The organism is Pseudomonas sp. PDM01 (assembly GCF_014852325.1).
GTDB lineage: Bacteria > Pseudomonadota > Gammaproteobacteria > Pseudomonadales > Pseudomonadaceae > Aquipseudomonas > Aquipseudomonas migulae.
Genome location: NZ_JACVBK010000012.1, coordinates 21,293 through 40,711, shown reverse-complemented (window position 1 = coordinate 40,711; position 19,419 = coordinate 21,293). Strand labels below are relative to the sequence as shown.

The 19,419-nt window shown below is 57.2% G+C and carries 24 protein-coding genes; 13 read left to right on the top strand and 11 right to left on the bottom strand.

Translation table 11 applies throughout. From position 1 onward, the window contains the following. The first annotated feature begins 145 nt into the window (after nucleotides 1-145). The 3 genes from IB246_RS25945 to IB246_RS25935 all read left to right on the top strand — a co-directional run bounded on the left by IB246_RS25945 (nucleotide 146) and on the right by IB246_RS25935 (nucleotide 2,869). On the top strand, nucleotides 146-418 hold the full coding sequence (locus IB246_RS25945) for a hypothetical protein (protein ID WP_192230206.1): 273 nt from the start codon (nucleotides 146-148) through the stop codon (nucleotides 416-418). Nucleotides 419-1,012: 594 nt separating this feature from the next. Further along, nucleotides 1,013-2,086 carry a calcium/proton exchanger gene (gene cax / locus IB246_RS25940; RefSeq protein ID WP_008039584.1) on the top strand — a complete coding sequence of 358 codons (1,074 nt, stop codon included), beginning with the start codon at nucleotides 1,013-1,015 and terminating at the stop codon, nucleotides 2,084-2,086. Between the two features lie 510 nt (nucleotides 2,087-2,596). Then, nucleotides 2,597-2,869 (top strand): hypothetical protein, encoded by a 273-nt coding sequence (locus tag IB246_RS25935; protein ID WP_008039577.1) that lies wholly within the window; start codon nucleotides 2,597-2,599, stop codon nucleotides 2,867-2,869. Between the two features lie 71 nt (nucleotides 2,870-2,940). Here the strand turns inward: IB246_RS25935 and IB246_RS25930 are convergent, their stop codons facing one another. Further along, nucleotides 2,941-3,216: a hypothetical protein gene (locus tag IB246_RS25930; protein ID WP_008039575.1), complete on the bottom strand. Its 276-nt coding sequence runs from the start codon at nucleotides 3,214-3,216 to the stop codon at nucleotides 2,941-2,943. A gap of 1,051 nt (nucleotides 3,217-4,267) precedes the next feature. Here IB246_RS25930 and IB246_RS25925 point away from each other — a divergent pair. The 3 genes from IB246_RS25925 (at nucleotide 4,268) to IB246_RS25915 (ending at nucleotide 7,364) form a co-directional block, all read left to right on the top strand. Then, a complete protein-coding gene (locus IB246_RS25925) occupies nucleotides 4,268-4,708 on the top strand; it encodes a hypothetical protein (protein WP_008039572.1) in 441 nt (146 codons plus the stop codon). A gap of 236 nt (nucleotides 4,709-4,944) precedes the next feature. Next, nucleotides 4,945-6,450, top strand: a complete 1,506-nt coding sequence (locus IB246_RS25920) for a DUF3300 domain-containing protein (protein WP_008039570.1) — start codon at nucleotides 4,945-4,947, stop codon at nucleotides 6,448-6,450. Between the two features lie 26 nt (nucleotides 6,451-6,476). Beyond that, nucleotides 6,477-7,364 carry a DUF2950 domain-containing protein gene (locus IB246_RS25915; RefSeq protein ID WP_008039568.1) on the top strand — a complete coding sequence of 296 codons (888 nt, stop codon included), beginning with the start codon at nucleotides 6,477-6,479 and terminating at the stop codon, nucleotides 7,362-7,364. Nucleotides 7,365-7,489: 125 nt separating this feature from the next. Here IB246_RS25915 and IB246_RS25910 read toward each other — a convergent pair whose 3' ends face one another. Further along, nucleotides 7,490-7,702, bottom strand: a complete 213-nt coding sequence (locus IB246_RS25910) for a DUF1059 domain-containing protein (RefSeq protein ID WP_008030813.1) — start codon at nucleotides 7,700-7,702, stop codon at nucleotides 7,490-7,492. Between the two features lie 254 nt (nucleotides 7,703-7,956). Between IB246_RS25910 and IB246_RS25905 the strand changes: the two genes are divergently transcribed. Further along, the gene (locus IB246_RS25905) at nucleotides 7,957-8,943 is read left to right on the top strand and encodes a PDZ domain-containing protein (protein WP_318652995.1); all 987 of its coding nucleotides are present in this window, start codon (nucleotides 7,957-7,959) and stop codon (nucleotides 8,941-8,943) included. Between the two features lie 31 nt (nucleotides 8,944-8,974). On the opposite strand, the gene IB246_RS25900 is transcribed toward IB246_RS25905, so the two are convergent. Both IB246_RS25900 and IB246_RS25895 read right to left on the bottom strand, forming a co-directional pair. Continuing rightward, nucleotides 8,975-9,301, bottom strand: coding sequence for an AzlD domain-containing protein (locus IB246_RS25900; protein WP_008030811.1), 327 nt, complete (start codon nucleotides 9,299-9,301; stop codon nucleotides 8,975-8,977). Next, nucleotides 9,298-10,038 carry an AzlC family ABC transporter permease gene (locus IB246_RS25895; protein ID WP_008039563.1) on the bottom strand — a complete coding sequence of 247 codons (741 nt, stop codon included), beginning with the start codon at nucleotides 10,036-10,038 and terminating at the stop codon, nucleotides 9,298-9,300. Before IB246_RS25895 ends, IB246_RS25900 begins: the two co-directional genes overlap by 4 nt. Before the next feature lie 215 nt (nucleotides 10,039-10,253). Between IB246_RS25895 and IB246_RS25890 the strand changes: the two genes are divergently transcribed. Next, nucleotides 10,254-11,207: a LysR family transcriptional regulator gene (locus IB246_RS25890; protein WP_008030806.1), complete on the top strand. Its 954-nt coding sequence runs from the start codon at nucleotides 10,254-10,256 to the stop codon at nucleotides 11,205-11,207. 72 nt (nucleotides 11,208-11,279) lie between these two features. Here the strand turns inward: IB246_RS25890 and IB246_RS25885 are convergent, their stop codons facing one another. The 3 genes from IB246_RS25885 to IB246_RS25875 all read right to left on the bottom strand — a co-directional run bounded on the left by IB246_RS25885 (nucleotide 11,280) and on the right by IB246_RS25875 (nucleotide 12,901). After that, nucleotides 11,280-11,753: a DUF6130 family protein gene (locus tag IB246_RS25885; protein ID WP_008039561.1), complete on the bottom strand. Its 474-nt coding sequence runs from the start codon at nucleotides 11,751-11,753 to the stop codon at nucleotides 11,280-11,282. A gap of 89 nt (nucleotides 11,754-11,842) precedes the next feature. Next, the gene (locus IB246_RS25880) at nucleotides 11,843-12,169 is read right to left on the bottom strand and encodes a low molecular weight protein tyrosine phosphatase family protein (RefSeq protein ID WP_008039559.1); all 327 of its coding nucleotides are present in this window, start codon (nucleotides 12,167-12,169) and stop codon (nucleotides 11,843-11,845) included. 42 nt (nucleotides 12,170-12,211) lie between these two features. After that, complete coding sequence (locus IB246_RS25875) at nucleotides 12,212-12,901, bottom strand: winged helix-turn-helix transcriptional regulator (protein WP_008030799.1); 690 nt, start codon at nucleotides 12,899-12,901, stop codon at nucleotides 12,212-12,214. A 103-nt stretch (nucleotides 12,902-13,004) separates the two neighbouring features. On the opposite strand from IB246_RS25875, the gene IB246_RS25870 reads away from it, so the two are divergent. Both IB246_RS25870 and IB246_RS25865 read left to right on the top strand, forming a co-directional pair. Then, nucleotides 13,005-13,946 carry a carbon-nitrogen hydrolase family protein gene (locus IB246_RS25870; RefSeq protein WP_008039557.1) on the top strand — a complete coding sequence of 314 codons (942 nt, stop codon included), beginning with the start codon at nucleotides 13,005-13,007 and terminating at the stop codon, nucleotides 13,944-13,946. 27 nt (nucleotides 13,947-13,973) lie between these two features. Then, nucleotides 13,974-14,408: a GFA family protein gene (locus IB246_RS25865; protein ID WP_008039556.1), complete on the top strand. Its 435-nt coding sequence runs from the start codon at nucleotides 13,974-13,976 to the stop codon at nucleotides 14,406-14,408. An 80-nt stretch (nucleotides 14,409-14,488) separates the two neighbouring features. On the opposite strand, the gene IB246_RS25860 is transcribed toward IB246_RS25865, so the two are convergent. Both IB246_RS25860 and IB246_RS25855 read right to left on the bottom strand, forming a co-directional pair. After that, entirely contained in the window at nucleotides 14,489-15,004 is a 516-nt protein-coding gene (locus tag IB246_RS25860) for a hypothetical protein (protein WP_008039555.1), read from the bottom strand. A 133-nt stretch (nucleotides 15,005-15,137) separates the two neighbouring features. Beyond that, entirely contained in the window at nucleotides 15,138-15,587 is a 450-nt protein-coding gene (locus IB246_RS25855) for an anti-virulence regulator CigR family protein (RefSeq protein ID WP_008030792.1), read from the bottom strand. Between the two features lie 223 nt (nucleotides 15,588-15,810). Here IB246_RS25855 and IB246_RS28865 point away from each other — a divergent pair, with 223 nt between their 5' ends. Further along, on the top strand, nucleotides 15,811-15,945 hold the full coding sequence (locus IB246_RS28865) for a hypothetical protein (protein ID WP_008039554.1): 135 nt from the start codon (nucleotides 15,811-15,813) through the stop codon (nucleotides 15,943-15,945). A gap of 69 nt (nucleotides 15,946-16,014) precedes the next feature. Here the strand turns inward: IB246_RS28865 and IB246_RS25850 are convergent, their stop codons facing one another. Beyond that, the gene (locus tag IB246_RS25850) at nucleotides 16,015-16,713 is read right to left on the bottom strand and encodes an ion channel (protein WP_008039549.1); all 699 of its coding nucleotides are present in this window, start codon (nucleotides 16,711-16,713) and stop codon (nucleotides 16,015-16,017) included. A gap of 366 nt (nucleotides 16,714-17,079) precedes the next feature. Between IB246_RS25850 and IB246_RS25845 the strand changes: the two genes are divergently transcribed. Both IB246_RS25845 and IB246_RS25840 read left to right on the top strand, forming a co-directional pair. Then, the gene (locus IB246_RS25845) at nucleotides 17,080-18,132 is read left to right on the top strand and encodes an alpha/beta hydrolase family protein (RefSeq protein ID WP_008039547.1); all 1,053 of its coding nucleotides are present in this window, start codon (nucleotides 17,080-17,082) and stop codon (nucleotides 18,130-18,132) included. 205 nt (nucleotides 18,133-18,337) lie between these two features. Then, the gene (locus IB246_RS25840) at nucleotides 18,338-18,919 is read left to right on the top strand and encodes a hypothetical protein (RefSeq protein WP_008039534.1); all 582 of its coding nucleotides are present in this window, start codon (nucleotides 18,338-18,340) and stop codon (nucleotides 18,917-18,919) included. 130 nt (nucleotides 18,920-19,049) lie between these two features. On the opposite strand, the gene IB246_RS25835 is transcribed toward IB246_RS25840, so the two are convergent. After that, on the bottom strand, nucleotides 19,050-19,367 hold the full coding sequence (locus tag IB246_RS25835) for a hypothetical protein (RefSeq protein WP_032832493.1): 318 nt from the start codon (nucleotides 19,365-19,367) through the stop codon (nucleotides 19,050-19,052). Between the last annotated feature and the right edge of the window lie 52 nt (nucleotides 19,368-19,419).

Here is a 19,419-nt window from a genome sequence, read left to right as displayed (position 1 = left end):
CCGCTGTACTATGGCGGTTGCGCGCGGGAGACCTTCGGGTCTGCCGGTTACTCGTTCCCGGTTCGCCAACCTGCGCGCAACTGCCACCCTATTCGTTTGGCGACGATCTGTTGGCGGTCTCATTTAACTGAACGAGATCTCACCCATGGAAAGATACATGCCCCTCACCGGAATCGACCTGGTTCCGGCCTCCCTGCTCATCGACACCGAAGCCCCACTCGACGTATTGCAAGCCGCCGCTGACTACCGAATTCGCGCAGTTACACAGGTGCTGGAAAACATCGCCTTTCGCGCCGAGATTGGTTGCGACACGGTGGTGTTGTCGGATTTCTCCAAACTGCTGGCCATTCCGTTGCGCGATGGTTGTGACTTGATGGATGTGATTGGTCGGCGATTGCGGGCGCAGGCGAAGGAGTGAATGGAAACGGGCGCTGAGGGCGCCCGTTTTTTTTAGACTACAATAAAAGAGATCTGACACCTTTTATTCTCGTGCCACCGAACAGACTGCGTATACCTGCCGAGAGTTGGTTTAGCGCAACTTATACCCTGTAGCTGGGCACGGCATAAAATCACAAATATCGTCAGGCGCCGCGCACCATTCGAAAGTGCTCAACCGTCCATTGCTTTTGAATTTCCAATGGGAGAGCGTGGGGGGCACATACGCGCTCCTCTAACTTGGTCGCGTACTTTTCGGCGGATTTCTGGTCAGAGAACCTTATGTTCATACCGTAGGCATGAACTACCCAAAAGGGCGTAGGCTGCCTGGCGACTAACTCGATCGGCAGTACCATAGAATTGTCTCCGACACTCGGGAACGACACTTAAAAGTTTAGTTGAAAGCTCAAAAAAACTTACTGTTGCGCGCAAGCCTATGCCTTCGTGTTCTACTGATTCGCCATATTGTTGAAAGCAAATTCGCCTAAGCGTCTGTTTTGACGCAGAAGCAGCAACGAACCATCCTTATCAGGTTTCAAGCAACGGATTTGTTCACACAAATGCAAGGGGCGCCGCGATGCTCACCTGGATGCTGCTCTTCGTTCCGATAGCTATTGTGTTGGAGTTCGCCGCCCCAACGCATCATCTAGTGGTGTTCCTGGCGGCATCGCTTGCGATCATTCCGTTGGCGGGTTGGTTAGGCAGGGCAACCGAACACCTGGCGGAACGATCCGGTGAAGGTGTGGGCGGACTTCTGAACGCAACGTTTGGCAATGCCACCGAGCTGATCATTGCGCTCAGCGCGATGCGGGCAGGTCTGTACGATGTGGTGAAGGCGTCCATTGCGGGTTCTATCGTTGGCAATATCCTGCTGGTCCTGGGGGCGGCCATGCTCGCTGGCGGGCTGCGTCATCAAGAACAACGGTTCAACGCTACGGCCGCCCGCTCGCAGGCGACCCTGCTGACATTAGCGGCCATTGCGCTGGTGATTCCTGCGGCCTACAACGCCGTTATCGCAGCTCGGGCGCCGAAGGGTCTTCAATCTTTGAGCCTTTATATATCCCTGGTCCTGCTTGTGGTTTACGCCCTGTTCCTCGTGTACTCGCTTGTCACTCACAAAAACTCCTTTTCCGGCGATCCCAACCTTAAACACGACTCGGACCAGGCGCGCCTCTGGTCGAAGGGCAAGGCGTTGTTGGTCTTGGCGGTAGCGACCGCGTTGATCGCCTGGGTCAGTGAGATCCTGGTGGCCGCAATCGACCCCTCGGCCCGTCAGCTCGGCCTCAGCAATTTATTCATGGGTGTTTTCGTCATTGCGATACTGGGTAACGCGGCGGAGCATGCCTCTGCTATTTCAGCCGCCATGCAAAACCGCATGGATCTCACGCTAGCCATCGCCATTGGCTCTAGTGTGCAAGTGGCGTTGTTTGTTGCGCCCGTCCTGGTACTGGCGAGCTACTTCATCAACGCTACTGCCATGGACCTTGCGTTCTCCAATGGCTTGGTACTAAGTCTGTTGCTCGCAGTGCTGATCACCGGTCAGGTAGCGGGCGACGGGCGCTCAGACTGGCTCAAGGGGGTGCAATTGCTCACCGTGTATCTGATCCTGGGCCTTGCTTATTTTTTTACGCCGGATACTCCGGTTTCCTGAGGCAGGAGTTTGGCGCTGGCATTTGTTTTGCCAATTCGAGTAATTGTACTTCTGCCTCATGAGGAACCGCAGCTGAGAGCCAAGTTCGAACTGAACACATCTCAAAGTGAGCAGTTACTGTCGGCTTTCTGCCACTGCCCACCAGCCGCCAAGGGTCGATAGCAGTCGCCCACGGAAGGCGCGTAATGGTCCTAGGACGCTATTAAAATTCCGATACAAACCTCGGAATCCCTCACCTTCCCCGCCACTCTGATGAAGCCTATAGTCCAACCCGTCGCCCAAAATGGCGATTCGGGTTTGGCGACCTGATCGGTCGGATGCAAAAGCGCTGTGCTTTAATGCAGTCGCTTTTGCATGCCCGCAAAGCTGTCTTTATGGCAGCTGTGCGCGGGAGACCTTCGGGTCTGCCGGTTTTCCGATCCCGGTTCGCCAACCTGCGTACAGCTGTCACCCATTCGTTTGGCGACGATTGAGGGGCAGTCAAACTTTGCCTTGATCGGAGTTTCACCCATGGAAAGATACATGCCCCTCACCGGAATCGACCTGGTCCCGGCCTCCCTGCTCATCGACACCGAAGCCCCACTCGACGTATTGCAAGCTGCAGCTGATTACCGAATTCGCGCAGTTACACAGGTGCTGGAAAACATCGCCTTTCGCGCCGAGATTGGTTGCGACACGGTGGTGTTGTCGGATTTCTCCAAACTGCTGGCCATTCCGTTGCGCGATGGTTGTGACTTGATGGATGTGATTGGTAGACGATTGCGGGCGCAGGCGAAGGTGTGAATGAAAACGGGCGCTACAAGCGCCCGTTTTTTTGTCTCTGGATCTGACCACCCGTGTTGCCCAACCGCTGGTTATTTCTTCCTGCAAACTTCAACGTCGTCCTGAGTCCTTAACGCCGTGTCGATTCCTAATCTGTATCTGCAGTAGTCGATAATCCACTTCCGCTCCTCCTCCGTAAGGCGCTCTACTCTTCTGATCTCCCCATCATTGGCGTGGATGTTGTAGAACTTCATCCGAACAGTCGGGTGTTTCTTGATAAACAGGATGGTCTCGATGTCACCATCTTCAAGCGCTTCGTAGTACCCGATGTAGAGAACGGCAAGCACTAAAAGCACCGCTGCAATCAAAAAGGCTCGGACCGCAAACGGTGAGCAAACTGCCGTTATTGCCGGTGCTCGTACGCCCGTCGCCCCGACAGAGCCTCCCATAGCATAACGAGCCCTACTACGACGGTTAAAATGAAAAACATGACTTTTTGCAGCAGATACAAAACAAAGCGCTCTGGTTGTTCGTCGAATACAAGGTGTTCGTTAATCGTGTTTCGACGAGGCCCTGTCAATGCGTCTAATTGCCAAGTGGTCAGAGCGTCATATAGTTCCAGAGCCAACACCAAAGCAACGAGTAGTAATAACAGTGCACCGATGAAACGGTAAATGCGGGTGCGATATCCTGAGATCACAGAAGCTCCATCTTTCTAATCAGCTGATAACGTGGCGGCGGTTCATAGTGGTACCTGAGGGCGGCCATACGACAGGTCAGATATTCCTCGGGGCAAAAAACATTCACGAAGTAGACATTGCGCTTCTCGCTAGACGCCAAAGAAGACAGTCTATTCAACCGTGAACTGGTCCAGCAACAGCATAGTCCCCATGACTAGCACTACCCATCCCGCGCACAGGCCGACTCAGTTGCCGGGGCTTGCTCGCGATGGTCTTGAACGTAGCCGCGGGGTTCCTGGAGTAACGCGGGGTTCTTTGGTCCATCGCGAGCAAGCTCGCTCCTACAGTTTGTGCAGCTGACAGAGATGACTGCCCACAAGCACCCGTTTTTCTACGGTTTCAATCTGTGCCTTGAGGCGAAGGGATCCATTTACGAGCCCGCTGAGCGAAGCCATTTCACAAAAAAATATGTGAAGCCTTTCATACGGTACAAACCGCTAAGTATGCCCAAATCCCGAATCGTCACACTTGGCCTGCTCGCCTTTGATACGCAATGTAATCAATGCGCTGCCACGTTCCGGCTGCCGGGGCTGCACCCCATCATCACACTCACCAGAGACATGCCGCTCGCCCTATCAATGCCGTCAATGGTCACCATCACTTCAATGAAGTTCTCTTAAAAAATCCGCGGCGTAACATCTGCTCCATACCAACCAACAACACCCCGGAGCACACGATCATGAAACGCCAAACCATTCTCAGCATCGCTTTCTCGGTATTTGCAGTTAACGCTTTCGCCGCTACCTCGACTCACCCGGTTGTCGCTGAAGGCGGCTCGGATCGTCTGATTGAAAGTCGTGTGGCTGAAGGTGGTTCGGATCGTTTGATCGAGAATCGTGTGGCCGAAGGTGGCTCGGATCGTTTGATCGAAAACCGTGTTGCTGAAGGTGGCTCCGACCGCCTGATCGAAAACCGCGTTGCCGAAGGTGGCTCGGATCGCCTGATCGAAAACCGCGTTGCTGAAGGTGGCTCGGATCGTCTGATCGAAAACCGCGTTGCTGAAGGCGGCTCCGACCGTCTGATCGAAAACCGCGTTGCTGAAGGCGGCTCCGACCGCCTGATCGAAAACCGCGTTGCTGAAGGTGGCTCCGACCGCCTGATCGAAAGCCGCGCTGTATAAACAAATCGCGTCACCGCAATACCCAAAAAGCCCGGCCTGATCAGCCGGGCTTTTTCGTGCGGGCGCAAAACACAGTCAGTCACACAGGTCTGCAACCCAAAAACCACCACACAAAACTCATGGCGAAAAATATCTTAGCTACTACCCTTAGCCTGAGGCATTGAGGCTACCTGCTTTCACTTTCCCGACATTGATCCAGTCGTTTCAAACCTGCCTGGCCACATGGAGGCCGCGCGATGAGCATTCCGTTGTTTTTCGCGATGTCAGCCGTACTGTTTCTGAGCAGCCCTGCCCTTCACGCGCAGCCAGTGGAGGCGGCTGCAAGCGCTGCCGAGCCGACGCCCGTCGCGGCGGCGGTCAAAGACGCGGTGTTTACCGAAGAGCAGTTGGATCAAATGTTGGCGCCCATTGCGCTTTACCCGGACCCGTTGCTGGCTCAGGTGCTGATGGCCACAACTTATCCTGGGGAAGTCACCGAGGCGGTGACCTGGTCCAAGGCGCACCCCGATGCCAAGGGTGATGATGCGGTCAAACAAGTGGCTAGCCAGCCGTGGGATCCGAGCGTGCAGGCGTTGGTGGCTTTTCCGCAGGTCCTTGCAACGCTGGGACAGGATCCCGTTTGGGTACAGCGCCTGGGTGATGCATTCCTGGCGCAGCCCGACGATGTCATGGAGGGTGTGCAACGCTTGCGTCATCAGGCGCAAGCAGCCGGCAACCTGCAGAGCAACCAGTATCAGAACGTCACGGTTCAGGCAGCGGCGCCACCCGCACCCGCACCAGCCCCCTCAGCGCCAGCGCCGGCTCAGCTCCCTGCCAACAACACCACCATTATCATTGAGCCCTCCGATCCGCAGGTGGTGTACGTCCCTACCTACAACCCGACAACAACCTACGGCACCTGGGCCTACCCGGCTTCACCGCCTGTTTACTACCCTCCGCCGCCCGCCTATTACCCCGGTTCGGCATTGATGGCCGGGCTGGCATTTGGGACCGGCGTCGCGATCGTCGCGTCCTTGTGGGGTGAATGTGACTGGGGCAATAACGATGTCGACATCGACATCGACCGCTACAACAACATCAACCGTAATAACCAGATCACCAATAACAATTGGCAGCACAACTCCATTCATCGCGATGGCGTGCCCTATCGCGACAACAGGAGCCGCCAACAGTACGGCCGCCAACTGGATGGTGCCAACCAGCGTGATGCCTATCGCGGGGACAATGCCCAGCGCGCCCAGGCCCGTGAAAAAGCCCGAAGCTCCATGGACAGGCACGGTATCGAGCGACCTGCGACCAGTAACCGCGAAGCCCGTGATCGAGCGAGTGCCGCCCAGACTGCGGGCCTCAATCGCAAGCAAGCCGGTACAGACAGACCGAAGGTGGCTGACAGGAGCCAAGCCGCAGACAGACCGAAGGCAGCTGACAGGGGCCAAGGCACAGCCCGAAACACTCGCGAGAGTCAGCAGCCCAGAAGACAGACCGCCGACGCCAATCAGCGTGCCCAGACGCGCCAAACGGCGCCACAACGGGCGCCACAACGACCCGCCGCCAGTCAGGGCGGCGCCCGCAACAACGCATTCGCCGGAGCGCGCGCACCGTCCCAAACCAGCGCGCAGGTCAATCGTGGACGGGCCAGCCAGGCATCCGCGCAACGTCCCAGTGCGGCGCGATCAGCTGGCCATCAGGTCAGTCGGCCATCCAGTCCGCCTGCACGTCAAAGGGGGGGGGGCCGTCGTTGAAACACTATCCTCGAATGAATACGCTCATGGGCCTGCCCGCTCAGGCCTTGGTGATCGCTGCCGGCTTGGCATGGTCGTGCGTTGTCACGGCACAGCAGGTATTTCCCACGCCAGAAAAAGCCGCTCAAGCGTTCGTCGACGCATTGGGTACGGAACACGCCGATCAGGCACGCCTGACAGAGTTGCTGGGCGCTGAATGGCGCAGTTTCATCCCGCGTGAAGGAGTGGAACGCAGTGATGTGGATGCGTTCATCAAGCAATACCACGAGCAACATGCCATTGAAAAAGCCAGCGACCGCAAGGCGATCCTGTCGGTGGGCAGTGACCACTGGACATTGCCGATCCCCATGACAAAAGTGGAGAAAGGTTGGCGCTTTGACATTAAGGCCGGCAGCGCAGAAATCCGCGTCCGTCGTATTGGCCGCAACGAACTGGCCGCGTTGCAATCGGCGCTGACGTACCACGACGCCCAGATGGACTATGCGTCAGAGGACCGTGACGGTGACGGCGCCCTTGAGTATGCGCAGAAGTTTTTCAGCACCGCCGGCAAACACGACGGGCTCTATTGGCAGGACGACGACAGCGGTCAGATCAGCCCGCTGGGCCCCTTGTTCGGCCAACGCATTGCCGACGAAGACTGGCACGGTTATCACTTTCGCATCCTTGAAGGCCAGGGCCCTTCGGCACCGGGTGGCGCCTACAGTTACCTTATCGGTGACAAGATGAGTCGCGGTTTTGCACTGATCGCCTGGCCGACGAAATATAAAGACACCGGGGTGATGAGTTTCATGATCAGTCATGAAGGCCAAGTGTTCGAGAAAGACTTGGGACCTGACGGTTACAAACTGGCGCAGTCGATGAAACGGTTTGATCCAGACGACAGTTGGAAGGAGGTGGAAGATCAGAAGCAGTAGTATTTATCCGCCCCGCCGGCCCGTTACCGGGTAGTACCTTTTAATCCTTGGGACCTTTAGTGGCGACCATAGAAAAACGGGACAGACGACAATTCTCATCTAATCGCAGCCTGTCCCTTTTTATGCTAAACCGAGCGCGGTGCTTCAACGGGAGGGGTGCCGTCGTGAAACATCGTTTTCAGTTGAGCACGCAGTTCCGGTGAATCGGTGTGTTTGTGAACACTGACCGCATGCTGTGCGGCAGCCTCGAGCAGTTCGTTTTCAGAGTCTGCGCAGAGCGCGACCGAGCATTTGGTATCGCTTGGAAACTCGCGGCAGTCGATGTATTTACGCGCCATGATCTTCTCCTCTCGTGAACGATCACTCGACGTAGGTCGCATCGAGTGTGCTGACGTTTGAAGTATAGGCCCGCCAAAAGGCGCGCCCCGATGTCGAGCGTCCGCAGCCCTGGCGTCAAAAAAACACGGTAGCGCTGTGCTATCAGCTTGGTTTACTTTGCCGCGACAACGCTGAATTTCTGGCACTTGCCGTAAGAATCTCTGGGGAACAAACAATGGACACACGCCTTAAGAACGTGGGACGAATCTTGGGCGTGACGGCGATGATGTCATCACTGAGCGGTTGCATCGTTGATCAACTGGACCCGTTTTACTATATGTACGGTGCTGCCGTGCAGGCTTCGGGAGGTTACGACGACGTGCCTGCCGGTACGACGCAGGCTCCATTAGCGGCAGATCAAAACGCTAACATGCAGCGCCTCATCGACCGCGAGACGCCCGACCGCTATCGCTCGCGTAGCTGCGAGTACATTGAGATGTCCCTTATCGAAGCGGCGGGCTATATGACCAGCTCCAATGCGCTGGTCAAACAGCTTGCGGAGGCCCGTAAAGTCGCGGCCAGCCCGGCCTGGCAGGAGAAAGGCTGCAAAACGGCCAATTTCCCGGGGGGCAAAATCGGCATCGCCATGGAAACCGTCGACGCACAGAAAGCGTCGCTGTATTCCATGCCGACCAACGGCGTAGTGGTCTACAACGTTGGCGCCGGCAGCCCGGCGCAGCAGGGCGGAATACTGACTAATGATTTAATCGTGGCGGTCAATGAGCAGCCTGTCGCCGACTCCGTAGAGTTCCGTTTGCAGTTGGCCAAGGCGCCCATAGGCTCCACGGTCAACCTCAAGGTCTGGCGCTACCAGGCGTTTCAGACTCTGCCCGTGGTGGTCGGGCCCGGAGGTACGCCCGTTTCGATGTTACCGGTGAGCACATCGGCGGCGCAAAACACTGCGCCCTCCTCCAACCTGCAAGGCATGAACCTCGGCGAGGTGAATTCTTCTTATGCCAAGGCTGCGGGCTTGCCGTCGGCACAGGGTGCCTGGGTGATCGACACGGTCAAAGGCAGTGCAGCGGACAAAGCCGGCATCAAGCCATTGGATGTCATTGTCGAAATCGGCGGCCAGGAAGTCGCCAGTGCCCAAGACGTCGCTGACATCTCATCGCGCATGCGCGTCGGCTACAAGGCGACCGTGAGCGTCTGGCGCAACCAGGCGAAACGCGACGTGAAAATGGTCCTGAAAACTGACTGAACCTTCGGGTGTTGCGTTTCGTCCAGGAGCGCTACAGCCCGATAAACTTGAATAACCACACCCCTCCCATCCCGACCGCCAGTGTCAGGACTGTATTGCGAGTCTGCCAGGCGACCCAGGCCGCGATAATGGCGGCGGGTATCTGCGGGTTGTTCAACACGAACTCACTCTGCCCGTTGGGGTACACCACCGCGGGCAGCACAAGGGCCGCCAGCACACTCGCCGGTACGTAAAGCAAGGCTCGACTCAGCAATGCCGGGATGCGCAGCCGGCCATACAGTTCGACAAAGGAAAGGCGCATGGCGAAGGTTCCCAGGCCGACCGCCAGGAACATCCCCCACAAGGCTAAATCATTCATGGTGCCTCCCTCTCGCCGTCATGGATTCGTGCCTCGCTCAATGGGCGCTTGCGAGCCGTCTCGATCAACAGTCCCGCCATGACCCCGCCGATGGAAGCGGTGACCAACCCAAGGTTGTAGGGCATGTTGATCGCCAACACCGCGAGCATCCCTCCGACCACCGCAGCCCCCAGGCTCGCCGCGTTACGTATGCCGGGCACCAGAAGTGCCAGAAAGGAAAGCGGTATGGCAAAGCTCAACGACCAGGTTTCGGGGATGCTTGCGCCCAGGTAGACGCCCGCCAATACCGACAATTGCCAGGACAGCCACATGGCCACGGCGGTGCCTGCATAGTAGTGATGTGCGAATGCCCCCAGCTCGCCTGAAGACAGCTTGAGACTGCACAGCGCGTAGGACTGGTCAGAAAGCATGTAGGACAAAGGCCACGTCCAGCGCTTGGGCAAATGGTGCATGTAAGGCGCCAGTGACGCGCTGTACATGATGAAGCGCAAGTTGATGACCAGCGCAGTGACGACAATTGCCAGCGGCACAACCCCCGTATGCAGCAGTTGCAGTGCAACCATCTGCGCGGAACCCGAGTAGAACAGCAGCGTCATGCCCATGGTCGTGCCGGGCGACATGCCCATGTTGATCGCCATGACCCCCGTCAGCAGGCCGAAAGGAACGACACCGGGACTCAATGGAATGAGCGCCCGGACACCTTGCATGAACGCTTCCGTTGCTGTTCGGTACGGCATTTCGACTCCTTGGTCTGGTGTTCGCGCTGACGGTTCGATGGGCCGTGACGCCGGCTATTTTGCTGCGCGATACAGGGTAAGCTGGGGCCATTGCGCGCCACTTGGGCAGATCTTTGCCTGGCCCATGGTCCGCAGCCCTTCGTGCGGTAGAGTGTGGACCCGGAGCCCGATGGGCAGAACCGACTTTTTTTTCGAGAAAACAGGTAGTTTTTGTTATGGCTAAAAGCTCACAGCCTGATCAGGCCCTGCTCTCAATGCCGTCCTTCAAGGCCATGAGATCCTTCGTGGCCGCTGCCAAATACCGGAACTTCACTCGGGCTGCCGAGGCATTGTGTGTCACCCAGGCGGCTATCAGCCGTCAGATTCGCGAGCTGGAACTCTATTTGGGCACCGAGTTGTTCACGCGCACCGGGAGGGAAGTCAGGCTGACAGCCTCGGGAACAGCGCTCTTCGATGCTGCGCAGCTGTCCTTGCTCAACATCTTTCAAGCAACCGAAAGAATCCGTCGGGAAAAAAGCGACAAGCGCACCCTGACACTTTGCTGCTCGCCCGCCCTGTCGGCGCTTTGGCTATCCCACAGGCTCAAAGACTTCTTCAGCGCCAATCCCGATGTCGACCTGAATGTCATCACCACCCAGCATTTTCTGGTGATGGAGCCCGGAATCATTCCGGACATTTTCATCACCCAGACCAGTGATCTGCGCCCCGGCTATCTGCGAATCCCCTTGTTTCACGAAGTCGTCTATCCCGTGTGCACGCCTGGTTATCTGGAAGCGCATCCAGAACTGAGCACTTTGGAGGGCATGCGCAACAGCGTGCTGCTGGACCTCAACCCTTATGGCCGTTCCCAGTTGACGGAACAGGTCGACTGGAATGTGTGGTTCGCTTTCCAGTCCCATGACCTGAAGATCCCGGCCTCGGAAAATCCGCACTACTTCAGCAGCAACGACTACAGCCTTCTGGTGCAAATGGCGCTGGACAATCAAGGTGTCGCCTTGGGTTGGGATCATCTGGTGAGGCATCTGGTACAGCAGGGGCGCCTGGTTCGGCCGGTGACGGAAGAGCTGACGCTCAGAGAGGCGGTTCAGTATTTGATGATTAATGAGAAGAAGGCGGATGATCCTGCGTGCGGGCGTTTGAAGGACTGGCTGGTTGCTCAGTTCAAGTGAGTGGTTTACGAAGATGGCAGCTGAATAGCCGCCCCTGAAAAACACCAGACGATGAAACACCCGCTGAACGCTTCAGCCACCAGCGTCCATGTGGGAGACGTTCGATGATTTCTTCTCGGGAACGGTAAAACTCACTGTCGTACCGGTGAGGATCTTGTGCGTCGGGTCGGCCACTTCCAGAAGAACCTTGTGAGCACCGGGCGTCAGTCCAACCAGGATAATCGGGCCGTCACTGGTATGCGCCCACGTACCTTTCCAGTCATCGACCGTCACGTGGAGGTGGCTGAGACGAGGTGAAACTTCACCCGCTGCCTTGCCAAATACCGGCATGATCCTGGCGTGCTCTGTTCGATACTGGATGATGACAACGCCGCGGGCCAACGGCTCGGCAAGCGGCGGATAGGCAATGAGTTTTGGCAGCGCCTCGGATTCCAGCGGGAGTATTGCCGGTGGGTGATCGGTATCCGCTTCTCCTTCACCGAATGCGGCCATGCAAAAAAAGCCGCCCAAGGCCAGGACAAACAGATTTCTGAGCGCGACGGACATGGCGTTTTACTCCCGCATGATGTTACTCAAGGCTAGTCCATTGCAGAGAATGCATTGCAGGGCTGACGGGGCGTCTTTTGCCGCTCACTTCAGGAAGGCAAATACCGCGCAACCCTCTCATCCAATAGCTTGATCAGCGCCGGTTCCATGTACTGAAAAATATCCGGTATGTCCAAACAAACGACGCGTTTGTCCGCCAGTTCCGAACCAAATCGAGCCATCAGTTTGTTGCGATGAATGGGCTCCATGACAACGATCAGATCAGCCCACTGCAGCAGTTCCAGGCTGACCGGAACATACGCATCGTTGCTGATGCCCGCCGACGCGGTTTTCACGCCGGGCCAGTCAGCAAAATGCCGTTCGGCCGTGGGGCTGCGCAGGCGGTTTTGGCTGCAGATGAAAAGTACGTTCAACATCGTATGACTCCCGACAGTTAACGCGCCTGAGACTCAGGCGAATTACCGGGTCACTGCCGCACTCCGGGTGCCCGCGAACGCACTCGTGCCAAGCCAGCGCCACAGGCTTTTCGCGTCTTGTACGGCGCCATCCACACGCAGCTCTCGCGACTGAAGAACGTCCCCCGGCGTGCGGTCGCCCGTCCATACCTCGGTCAATGCGCGCACGCTGGAGTCCACGACGAGGGTCAGTTCGCGGCCAGGGTCGTCGCGGCACAGGTCGGCTACACCCTCTTCAACCACGAGCCACCACGCTTGTTCGCCTGGCCGTGCGTCGCGGAACGTGAAGTGGATGACCACCGGTCGCGGCGGGAATGTTTCGATGCGCACGAACCGACGCACGTCCCACATCAGCAAGCCCGCGTCGAGCTCGTCATCGCGCAGGCGGCTGCCGATCCAGCGCGCGCCCCAATGCCCCAGCGCCATGATGATGGGGCGCAACTCCTTGCCCGCCTCGGTCAGGCTGTACTCCCAGACTTTGCCCGTGGCTGTGCGGTGCACGACGCCGATTTCTTCCAGATGGCGCAGCCGCTGTGTCAGCAGGTTGGTGGACATCCGGGGGACGCCGCGGTGCAGTTCGTTGAAGCGCTTGCTGCCGCACAACAGTTCGCGCACGACCAAAGGTGTCCAGCGCTCACACAGTGCTTCGGCACCGCGTGCGACCGTGCAGAACTGACCGTAGCTTTCGTCCATTGCCTGGGCTCCGCAATTACAACGCTTCAGATTCTGAACTAGTCCCGCCGCTTCGCCACGCGCACGCTCAAGCCTTCGAAGCCAAGAACCAAAGGTGAACGCCATGACCAAGGTTGCCATTATTCAGCGCCCGCCCGTGCTGCTCGATCGCGGCGCAACGATCGCCCGGGCCGTGCAATCGGTCGCCGAAGCTGCGGCGGCGGGAGCTTCGCTGATCGTTTTGCCCGAGTCGTTCATTCCAGGTTACCCGTCGTGGATCTGGCGGTTGGCGGCGGGAAAGGACGGGGCTGTCATGGGCCAGTTGCACACGCGACTGCTGGCCAACGCCGTTGATATTACGAACGGTGACCTGAGCCCTTTGTGCGAGGCCGCGAGGGCTCACGCCGTGACGATCGTGTGCGGCATCAATGAATGCGACCGGTGCAATGGCGGCGGCACGCTCTATAACAGCGTAGTCGTTATCGGCGCGAACGGCGCGGTGCTCAACCGACACCGCAAGCTGATGCCAACGAATCCCGAGCGCATGGTGCATGGCTTTGGTGATGCCTGCGGCCTGCGTACGGTCGAGACACCGGTCGGTCGCGTGGGGGCGCTCATCTGCTGGGAAAACTACATGCCGCTGGCACGTTATTCACTCTATGCTCAAGGAGTGGAAATCTACGTCGCCCCCACGTACGACACGGGCGATGGCTGGATCAGCACGATGCGTCACATTGCACTCGAAGGACGCTGTTGGGTGCTCGGCAGTGGCACCGCACTGCGCGGCAGCGACATCCCCGAAGACTTTCCGGCGCGTGCGCAACTGTTTCCCGATCCGCAGGAATGGATCAACGACGGCGACTCGGTGGTGGTCAATCCGCAAGGCCGGATCGTCGCCGGTCCATTGCACCGGGAGGCCGGCATTTTGTATGCGGACATCGACGTCGCACAGGTGGCGCCAGCGCGGCGAGCGCTCGACGTCACCGGGCATTACGCGCGCCCTGACATTTTCGAATTGCAGGTGCGGCGCACACCGGCGACTGCAGTGCGCTATATCGACGGGTGAAGGCAAACCATTGATGGGAGTTATGCAATGAACAGTGAACGGTCTTACAAGGGCAGTTGTTTTTGCGGCGCAGTCGAGCTCACGGTCAGTGGCGAGCCGGTCGGGATGGGTTATTGCCATTGCGAGTCGTGTCGGCATTGGTCAGCAGGACCGGTCAACGCCTTCACGCTGTGGAAACCCGAGGCGGTGCAGGTGACTCGCGGGGCTGACAACATCGGCACCTACAACAAGACACCGCAGAGTTACCGCAAGTGGTGCAAGACGTGTGGCGGGCATCTCTTCACTGAACACCCGGGCATGGGGCTCGTCGACGTGTATGCCGCGATCATTCCGGATCTCGCGTACTCGCCAGGCGTTCACGTGCACTATCAGGAGAGCGTGCTGCGCATGAAGGATGGGTTGCCCAAGCTGAAGGATGTTCCCAACGAACTGGGAGGATCGGGTATCAGCGTGGACGAATAGCGCTGACACCGGAGTAAAAAAAACGGGCGCCTTGTCGGGCGCCCGTCTTGTTCAGGGTTGCGTGCTGCGAGTGACGCTGATCAGTGCGATTTCTTTGAAATCGACGTCCCGGCTTTGCTCAACCCTTTCGCGTTGTGATCCCCGGGTGTCGAGGCCGAGATTGCGGAGGCTTTGGCCACGCCGCGAGTGTCTTTGGAATGGGCGATGCCAGACGTCGTTGTGCCATGACCGCGCTCACCATTGCGGTCACTGCCGTAGTGGTTTCCGCTTTCGCCACGGTCGCGAACAGCCCTTCCGGCATGATCGCTGCTCAGTCCATTGCCATGGCCGTTGCTGTTGGCGTTGCCGTGATCGGAACCGCCGTGACCGCCACCTGTGCCGCCGCCGTGGCCACCGCCATTACCGCCGCCATTACCACCACCGTTTCCGCCGCCGTTGCCGCCGCCGTTACCACCACCACCGCCATTACCGCCTCCGTTGCCGTCCTTCGCATAGGCGGAGTTCATGACAGAGAGGTCAGCAGGGAGTAATGGGGCGGCTGCAAGCATGAGGGCGCATGACATGACAGCAACGAAACTCTTGTTTTTTAAAAGCATGATTGCTTCCGTAAGGTGGTTGATATCGCATGCATTAGGACGCAATTGCCCGGCGACAGTTCAACTCCTGCGACGGACGGAGTGCGGTGCGCTCACCACCTGGTAAAAGCACCGCAACCGCAGGGTTCAAATATCAGTCAAAGGCCCCGTTGAGGACTTCATAGATGATCCCGGTTGCCAGTGCGACCAGTATCAAATCGGTGCCTGCTTGCTGCCATTCGTATCCATCATAATGGGGCAGCCTGCCAATCAGGCGTCCATCCAGCTTTTTCGCAATGCCGGGTGGAAGCGGCTTTCCTCGAGCGAGGTTTTTCTGAATTCCGGGTGGCAACGCAGGGCCGGGGCTCCAGTAGTCCCTGTATTCGCCAACGATCCCGAGAATGCTTCCCTGATTGATACTGGGGCCATGACTCCAATCGCCGCCTCCGGCGTTTTTGCCTTTGCCGCCTTGATTGCCATGGACTTGATTGTTTTGCGGTTTTCCCTGGCCCTTTCCATTACCAGGATCAGCCAATGCGGTCGCTGAGCCGCAAACCAGCGCAAGGCATGTAATCGCGGCAACCAATGAGCGTGATCTGTGCATGAGTCGTTCCCTCAGAGTGGCGGGTTGTCTCTCTGAAATTTAGACGCTATTGACGATGTGAGTTCCAGTTCCGCTTATTTATGGCCCCACCCGATGCATCTGCGCCTTGCCAGCAGCCCGTTTTGTCTGCGCTTGCGTGCTGCGGATTTTGGTAACTCGTAGCACACTAGCCAGTGTGGCAATGCAGAGCGCCAAGTAGCCAGGCGTTTTCAGGAGGTGAACAATGAGCAAACAACCTCAACCCCGCAGCCGCTCCAACCCTCAGCCCAGATCCCGCCCGGTGGTGCCCAACCTGCCCAGCAAAACCGGCAACAAATCCGGGGGCTTGCGTGGCAACTACCCGTCGAAGAAGTCGTAGTGGAAAGCGATCAACAGCGAACATTACCTCCCGACTGACGGCATCGGTTCGGCCACGGCAAATCGAGAGTCACTTCGTCTGATTCGACGGATACAGACCGGCAAGCCGCGCTATCACAACACCCACATAAAAGACGCCTGAAAATTCTTCGACCATCACAAGTGAGCGGGCATGGTTGGTCAACGGCAGAACATCACCGTAACCGGTGGTTGTGAGCGTCGTGAGGCTGAAATAGATCAGTTTGAAGAACGTGCCGGGCTGTCCAAAGTCGAGGTGGCTTGGGCCGAATGAGCCAGCGCTGGATATCTCGAGCAAGGCATAGACGAAGGACCAGACGAAGGCCAGCAGGATGTAACCCGCAAGCGCGCCATGCAGCTTGTCGGCCGTAATCGGCCCGCGCTGGAGAATATAGCGAAGCACTCCGATGAACGAGACTGCAAGAGATGTCGCATAAGCTATCCCGGCAAGATTAAGAATCGCGATACTGCCAACCCACAACGCCGCCCATTGCAGGCCAACCCCAAGCAACGCCAGGCCCAGTTTTAAGATGAACCCCCACCGAGTCTGCCGGGTGGCGAAAGCGCCCACGAGCAGCACGGTTGAAAACAGAATGCCGAGCAACGTGCGGGCAAATATGCCCTCCTCAAGAAAGGGAAACAGGAGGATCAATCCAAGTAAGAGCAGCAACAGATAGGTGCAGGGCCCTCGCCCTATGACCATCTGACCTAGATCCTCGTCGGATTCGGTTTTGTTTTTCGGATCTGTCATAGCGGTTTCCCATAGACCGAAACAACGTTCGATACCTGGCGCTACAGGTTTTAAAACTGGCCTGGTTTTAGAAGTGTCGGCAGTGGAATTCTAGTCGCGAATACATGTGAGAGGATTCAGCCGGACAACTATGGGTCGATTTCTACCCTGATCGGCTGACGGCAATCGGCCAAAAGTTAGCGTTCAGTCTTCTGACTAAAGACTGCGAACAGCGTTAATGATGAAAGTCGTGCGCGGCGGTTCGAATGTGGGCTTTAATGTCCGTGCTTATAGGCAACCCCATGAACTCGACTCCGTACGGAGATAGATGCGCCTGACGGCGGGCTCCGGTTGCCATGTACTTGTCCATTCAAGGAAGAAACGACATTGAAAATAGCTTTTAGCGCCCTGTTATTGACCTGCCTGACGACTATCGCGCTCGCCGCCGAGAACCCTGTCGGCTTCCGCTCTTCCACACTGGCGGATGCGCACAATGACCGCACACTGGAAATGGTCGTCTGGTACCCGAGTGCAACTTCCGCCGCCACGCAATTGATTGGCGATGATGTGGTGTTCGTCGGGGCTTCTGCCGTTCGTGACGCACCGCCCGCTGCTGGCAAGCATCCATTATTGGTGCTCTCCCACGGGTACAGAGGAAACTGGAGCAACCAGATCTGGCTTGCCAGCGCTCTGGCTCACAGGGGTTACATCGTCGCTGCAATCAATCACCCTGGCTCCACTACTCATGACCGCAGCCCAAAAGCAGCAGCGCAGTTATGGCAGCGGCCCGTTGATGTGAGCCGAGCCATTGATGGGGTCACGGCTCAACCGGAAAAATTCGGCCTGGTCGCCAATGACCGAATTGCAGTAGTGGGCCATTCACTCGGCGGCTGGACCGCCCTGGAGATCGCCGGTGCCCGTTTCGATCCAGATCGCTTCGCCCATGACTGCAAAGCCCACCCGCAGTTAGCAAGTTGCAACGTCTACGGAAAGATGAATCCCGCCAGCACCTCAGAATCAAAGACCGCGTTGGCCGCCGATTTGCGCGATGAACGCGTCACGGCTGTGGTCACATTGGACCTGGGCCTTTCACGGGGCATGACCGATGAAAGCCTGGCCGCGCTGCCGGTACCAACGCTGGTGATCGCTGCCGGCGTACCGTCGCACGATCTTCCCGCTGAGTTGGAGTCTGCCAACCTGGCCAAGCGCCTGCCTCCGGCGTCAAGCCGTTACGTCGAAATCAGCGACGCAAGCCATTTCAGCTTCTTGTCGGTGTGCAAACCTGGCGCAGAAGCGATGCTCGAAGAAGAAGTGCCAGGCGATGGCATCATTTGCCGGGATGGTGATGGCGCTCGCTCGCGGGATTTGATCCAACAGCAGGTTACTTCGCTGATAGCAGCGTTTCTTCAGTCATCAATCTACAAAGAAAACAGTTTGTAAAATCGTGGTGCGAGAACTGCCGCAGCTCAACAAAAAACCGCTGGGGCAGTTACAGCTCCTGTGCAATTTGTCAGATCGGTTGGCCAGGGGGGGCGAAGCGGTCTGTCGCGAACAGCTGCTATCGGCCAGACACTGTCGGTTGTGACCGGCAGAAATCGGCCAAAAATGGTCCGTTCCTTCTCAAGGGCTTTCCAGATCAAACCTGATGCATAATCTGATCGTGAACGGGCCAGAAAATAGTAATCATATGAACATACACACCTCATATGGGCTGATCTCAATAGTTGACGAGCCTACTTACTCGTTTAACTCCACTGACAATGCGCAATCCTATGCTCTCGACGTCCTCCTTACGGACGAATCGATCACGTCAATCCATGGTGTGAAATTAAACGGATACAGCATTCTGGTAGTTGGCGCCGGGGGAGGATGCTCCGCCATTCATAAGCATTCGGCACTTGCGCTCGACGACAAGCTCTATTTGGCCGTCGGCGACCACATCGCCTGTTTATCGCTAGAACTTCCCTATCGGCTTCTCTGGTCCGTTCGGGTCGACACCGCGACGTGCTTTGGCCTCCACTGGGAAAATCAGCAACGTGCACTTCTTTCGCACGGCGAACTGGAGATTACACGCGTGTCCCTGGATGGCGTCATAATCTGGCAAGCCTCTGGCGCAGACATATTATCGGAAGGCTTTTGCTTATTACCGGACTATATCGAGGTCACTGACTTCAATAACTCTGTCTATCGGTTTGATTACGTAACGGGCGAACTAATTCATTATTAGCGGCCCCTTCGACTGTTCTTTGGTGCGATTGCAGCCCTTCGTGATAGGCAGAAACGGGCTAAAAGCAGCCACTCGGCTGGATACTTTCGACCCTTTCCGGTTCCTCGTGTCTGCGAGCCAAAGTCATTTCTTAGCGCTCGAGTGAGGGCGGCCCATAGAGCTCAGTTTCCCAGTCTTCAAGAGGCGGCGTTATTTTGAAAGATGGGTCGCAGTATGACCTTAAATAGTCAGTCGCTCTCTTTTGGGCGTAGGTGAAATTGAGTACGTTGCCTTCACTGTCCATCTCTATTACGTTCGCGAATATCGCGAAAACCATCTCAATTGCACTCGGCTCAGAGCCATAAATGTCGAGGTACTCCACGTTTTCAAGCATGTAGTGGCTTCCACTTGCCATGAAGTACGCAAACGTTCGGAGTGCTCCACTGAAATCATTACTTAGCTTCTTCATGTACATGTTCTTTTAGTAAATATTCTGGATTTAACTGCTTCATAATCAAGCA

Excerpts from the sequence above, each read along its gene's own strand:
- IB246_RS25945 (WP_192230206.1), top strand. The coding sequence starts at position 146 with ATGGAAAGATACATGCCCCTCACCGGAATCGACCTGGTTCCGGCCTCC.
- cax (WP_008039584.1), top strand. The coding sequence starts at position 1,013 with ATGCTCACCTGGATGCTGCTCTTCGTTCCGATAGCTATTGTGTTGGAG.
- IB246_RS25935 (WP_008039577.1), top strand. The coding sequence starts at position 2,597 with ATGGAAAGATACATGCCCCTCACCGGAATCGACCTGGTCCCGGCCTCC.
- IB246_RS25925 (WP_008039572.1), top strand. The coding sequence starts at position 4,268 with ATGAAACGCCAAACCATTCTCAGCATCGCTTTCTCGGTATTTGCAGTT.
- IB246_RS25920 (WP_008039570.1), top strand. The coding sequence starts at position 4,945 with ATGAGCATTCCGTTGTTTTTCGCGATGTCAGCCGTACTGTTTCTGAGC.
- IB246_RS25915 (WP_008039568.1), top strand. The coding sequence starts at position 6,477 with ATGGGCCTGCCCGCTCAGGCCTTGGTGATCGCTGCCGGCTTGGCATGG.
- IB246_RS25910 (WP_008030813.1), bottom strand. The coding sequence starts at position 7,702 with ATGGCGCGTAAATACATCGACTGCCGCGAGTTTCCAAGCGATACCAAA.
- IB246_RS25900 (WP_008030811.1), bottom strand. The coding sequence starts at position 9,301 with ATGAATGATTTAGCCTTGTGGGGGATGTTCCTGGCGGTCGGCCTGGGA.
- IB246_RS25895 (WP_008039563.1), bottom strand. The coding sequence starts at position 10,038 with ATGCCGTACCGAACAGCAACGGAAGCGTTCATGCAAGGTGTCCGGGCG.
- IB246_RS25890 (WP_008030806.1), top strand. The coding sequence starts at position 10,254 with ATGGCTAAAAGCTCACAGCCTGATCAGGCCCTGCTCTCAATGCCGTCC.
- IB246_RS25885 (WP_008039561.1), bottom strand. The coding sequence starts at position 11,753 with ATGTCCGTCGCGCTCAGAAATCTGTTTGTCCTGGCCTTGGGCGGCTTT.
- IB246_RS25880 (WP_008039559.1), bottom strand. The coding sequence starts at position 12,169 with ATGTTGAACGTACTTTTCATCTGCAGCCAAAACCGCCTGCGCAGCCCC.
- IB246_RS25875 (WP_008030799.1), bottom strand. The coding sequence starts at position 12,901 with ATGGACGAAAGCTACGGTCAGTTCTGCACGGTCGCACGCGGTGCCGAA.
- IB246_RS25870 (WP_008039557.1), top strand. The coding sequence starts at position 13,005 with ATGACCAAGGTTGCCATTATTCAGCGCCCGCCCGTGCTGCTCGATCGC.
- IB246_RS25865 (WP_008039556.1), top strand. The coding sequence starts at position 13,974 with ATGAACAGTGAACGGTCTTACAAGGGCAGTTGTTTTTGCGGCGCAGTC.
- IB246_RS25860 (WP_008039555.1), bottom strand. The coding sequence starts at position 15,004 with ATGCTTTTAAAAAACAAGAGTTTCGTTGCTGTCATGTCATGCGCCCTC.
- IB246_RS25855 (WP_008030792.1), bottom strand. The coding sequence starts at position 15,587 with ATGCACAGATCACGCTCATTGGTTGCCGCGATTACATGCCTTGCGCTG.
- IB246_RS28865 (WP_008039554.1), top strand. The coding sequence starts at position 15,811 with ATGAGCAAACAACCTCAACCCCGCAGCCGCTCCAACCCTCAGCCCAGA.
- IB246_RS25850 (WP_008039549.1), bottom strand. The coding sequence starts at position 16,713 with ATGACAGATCCGAAAAACAAAACCGAATCCGACGAGGATCTAGGTCAG.
- IB246_RS25840 (WP_008039534.1), top strand. The coding sequence starts at position 18,338 with ATGCATAATCTGATCGTGAACGGGCCAGAAAATAGTAATCATATGAAC.
- IB246_RS25835 (WP_032832493.1), bottom strand. The coding sequence starts at position 19,367 with ATGAAGAAGCTAAGTAATGATTTCAGTGGAGCACTCCGAACGTTTGCG.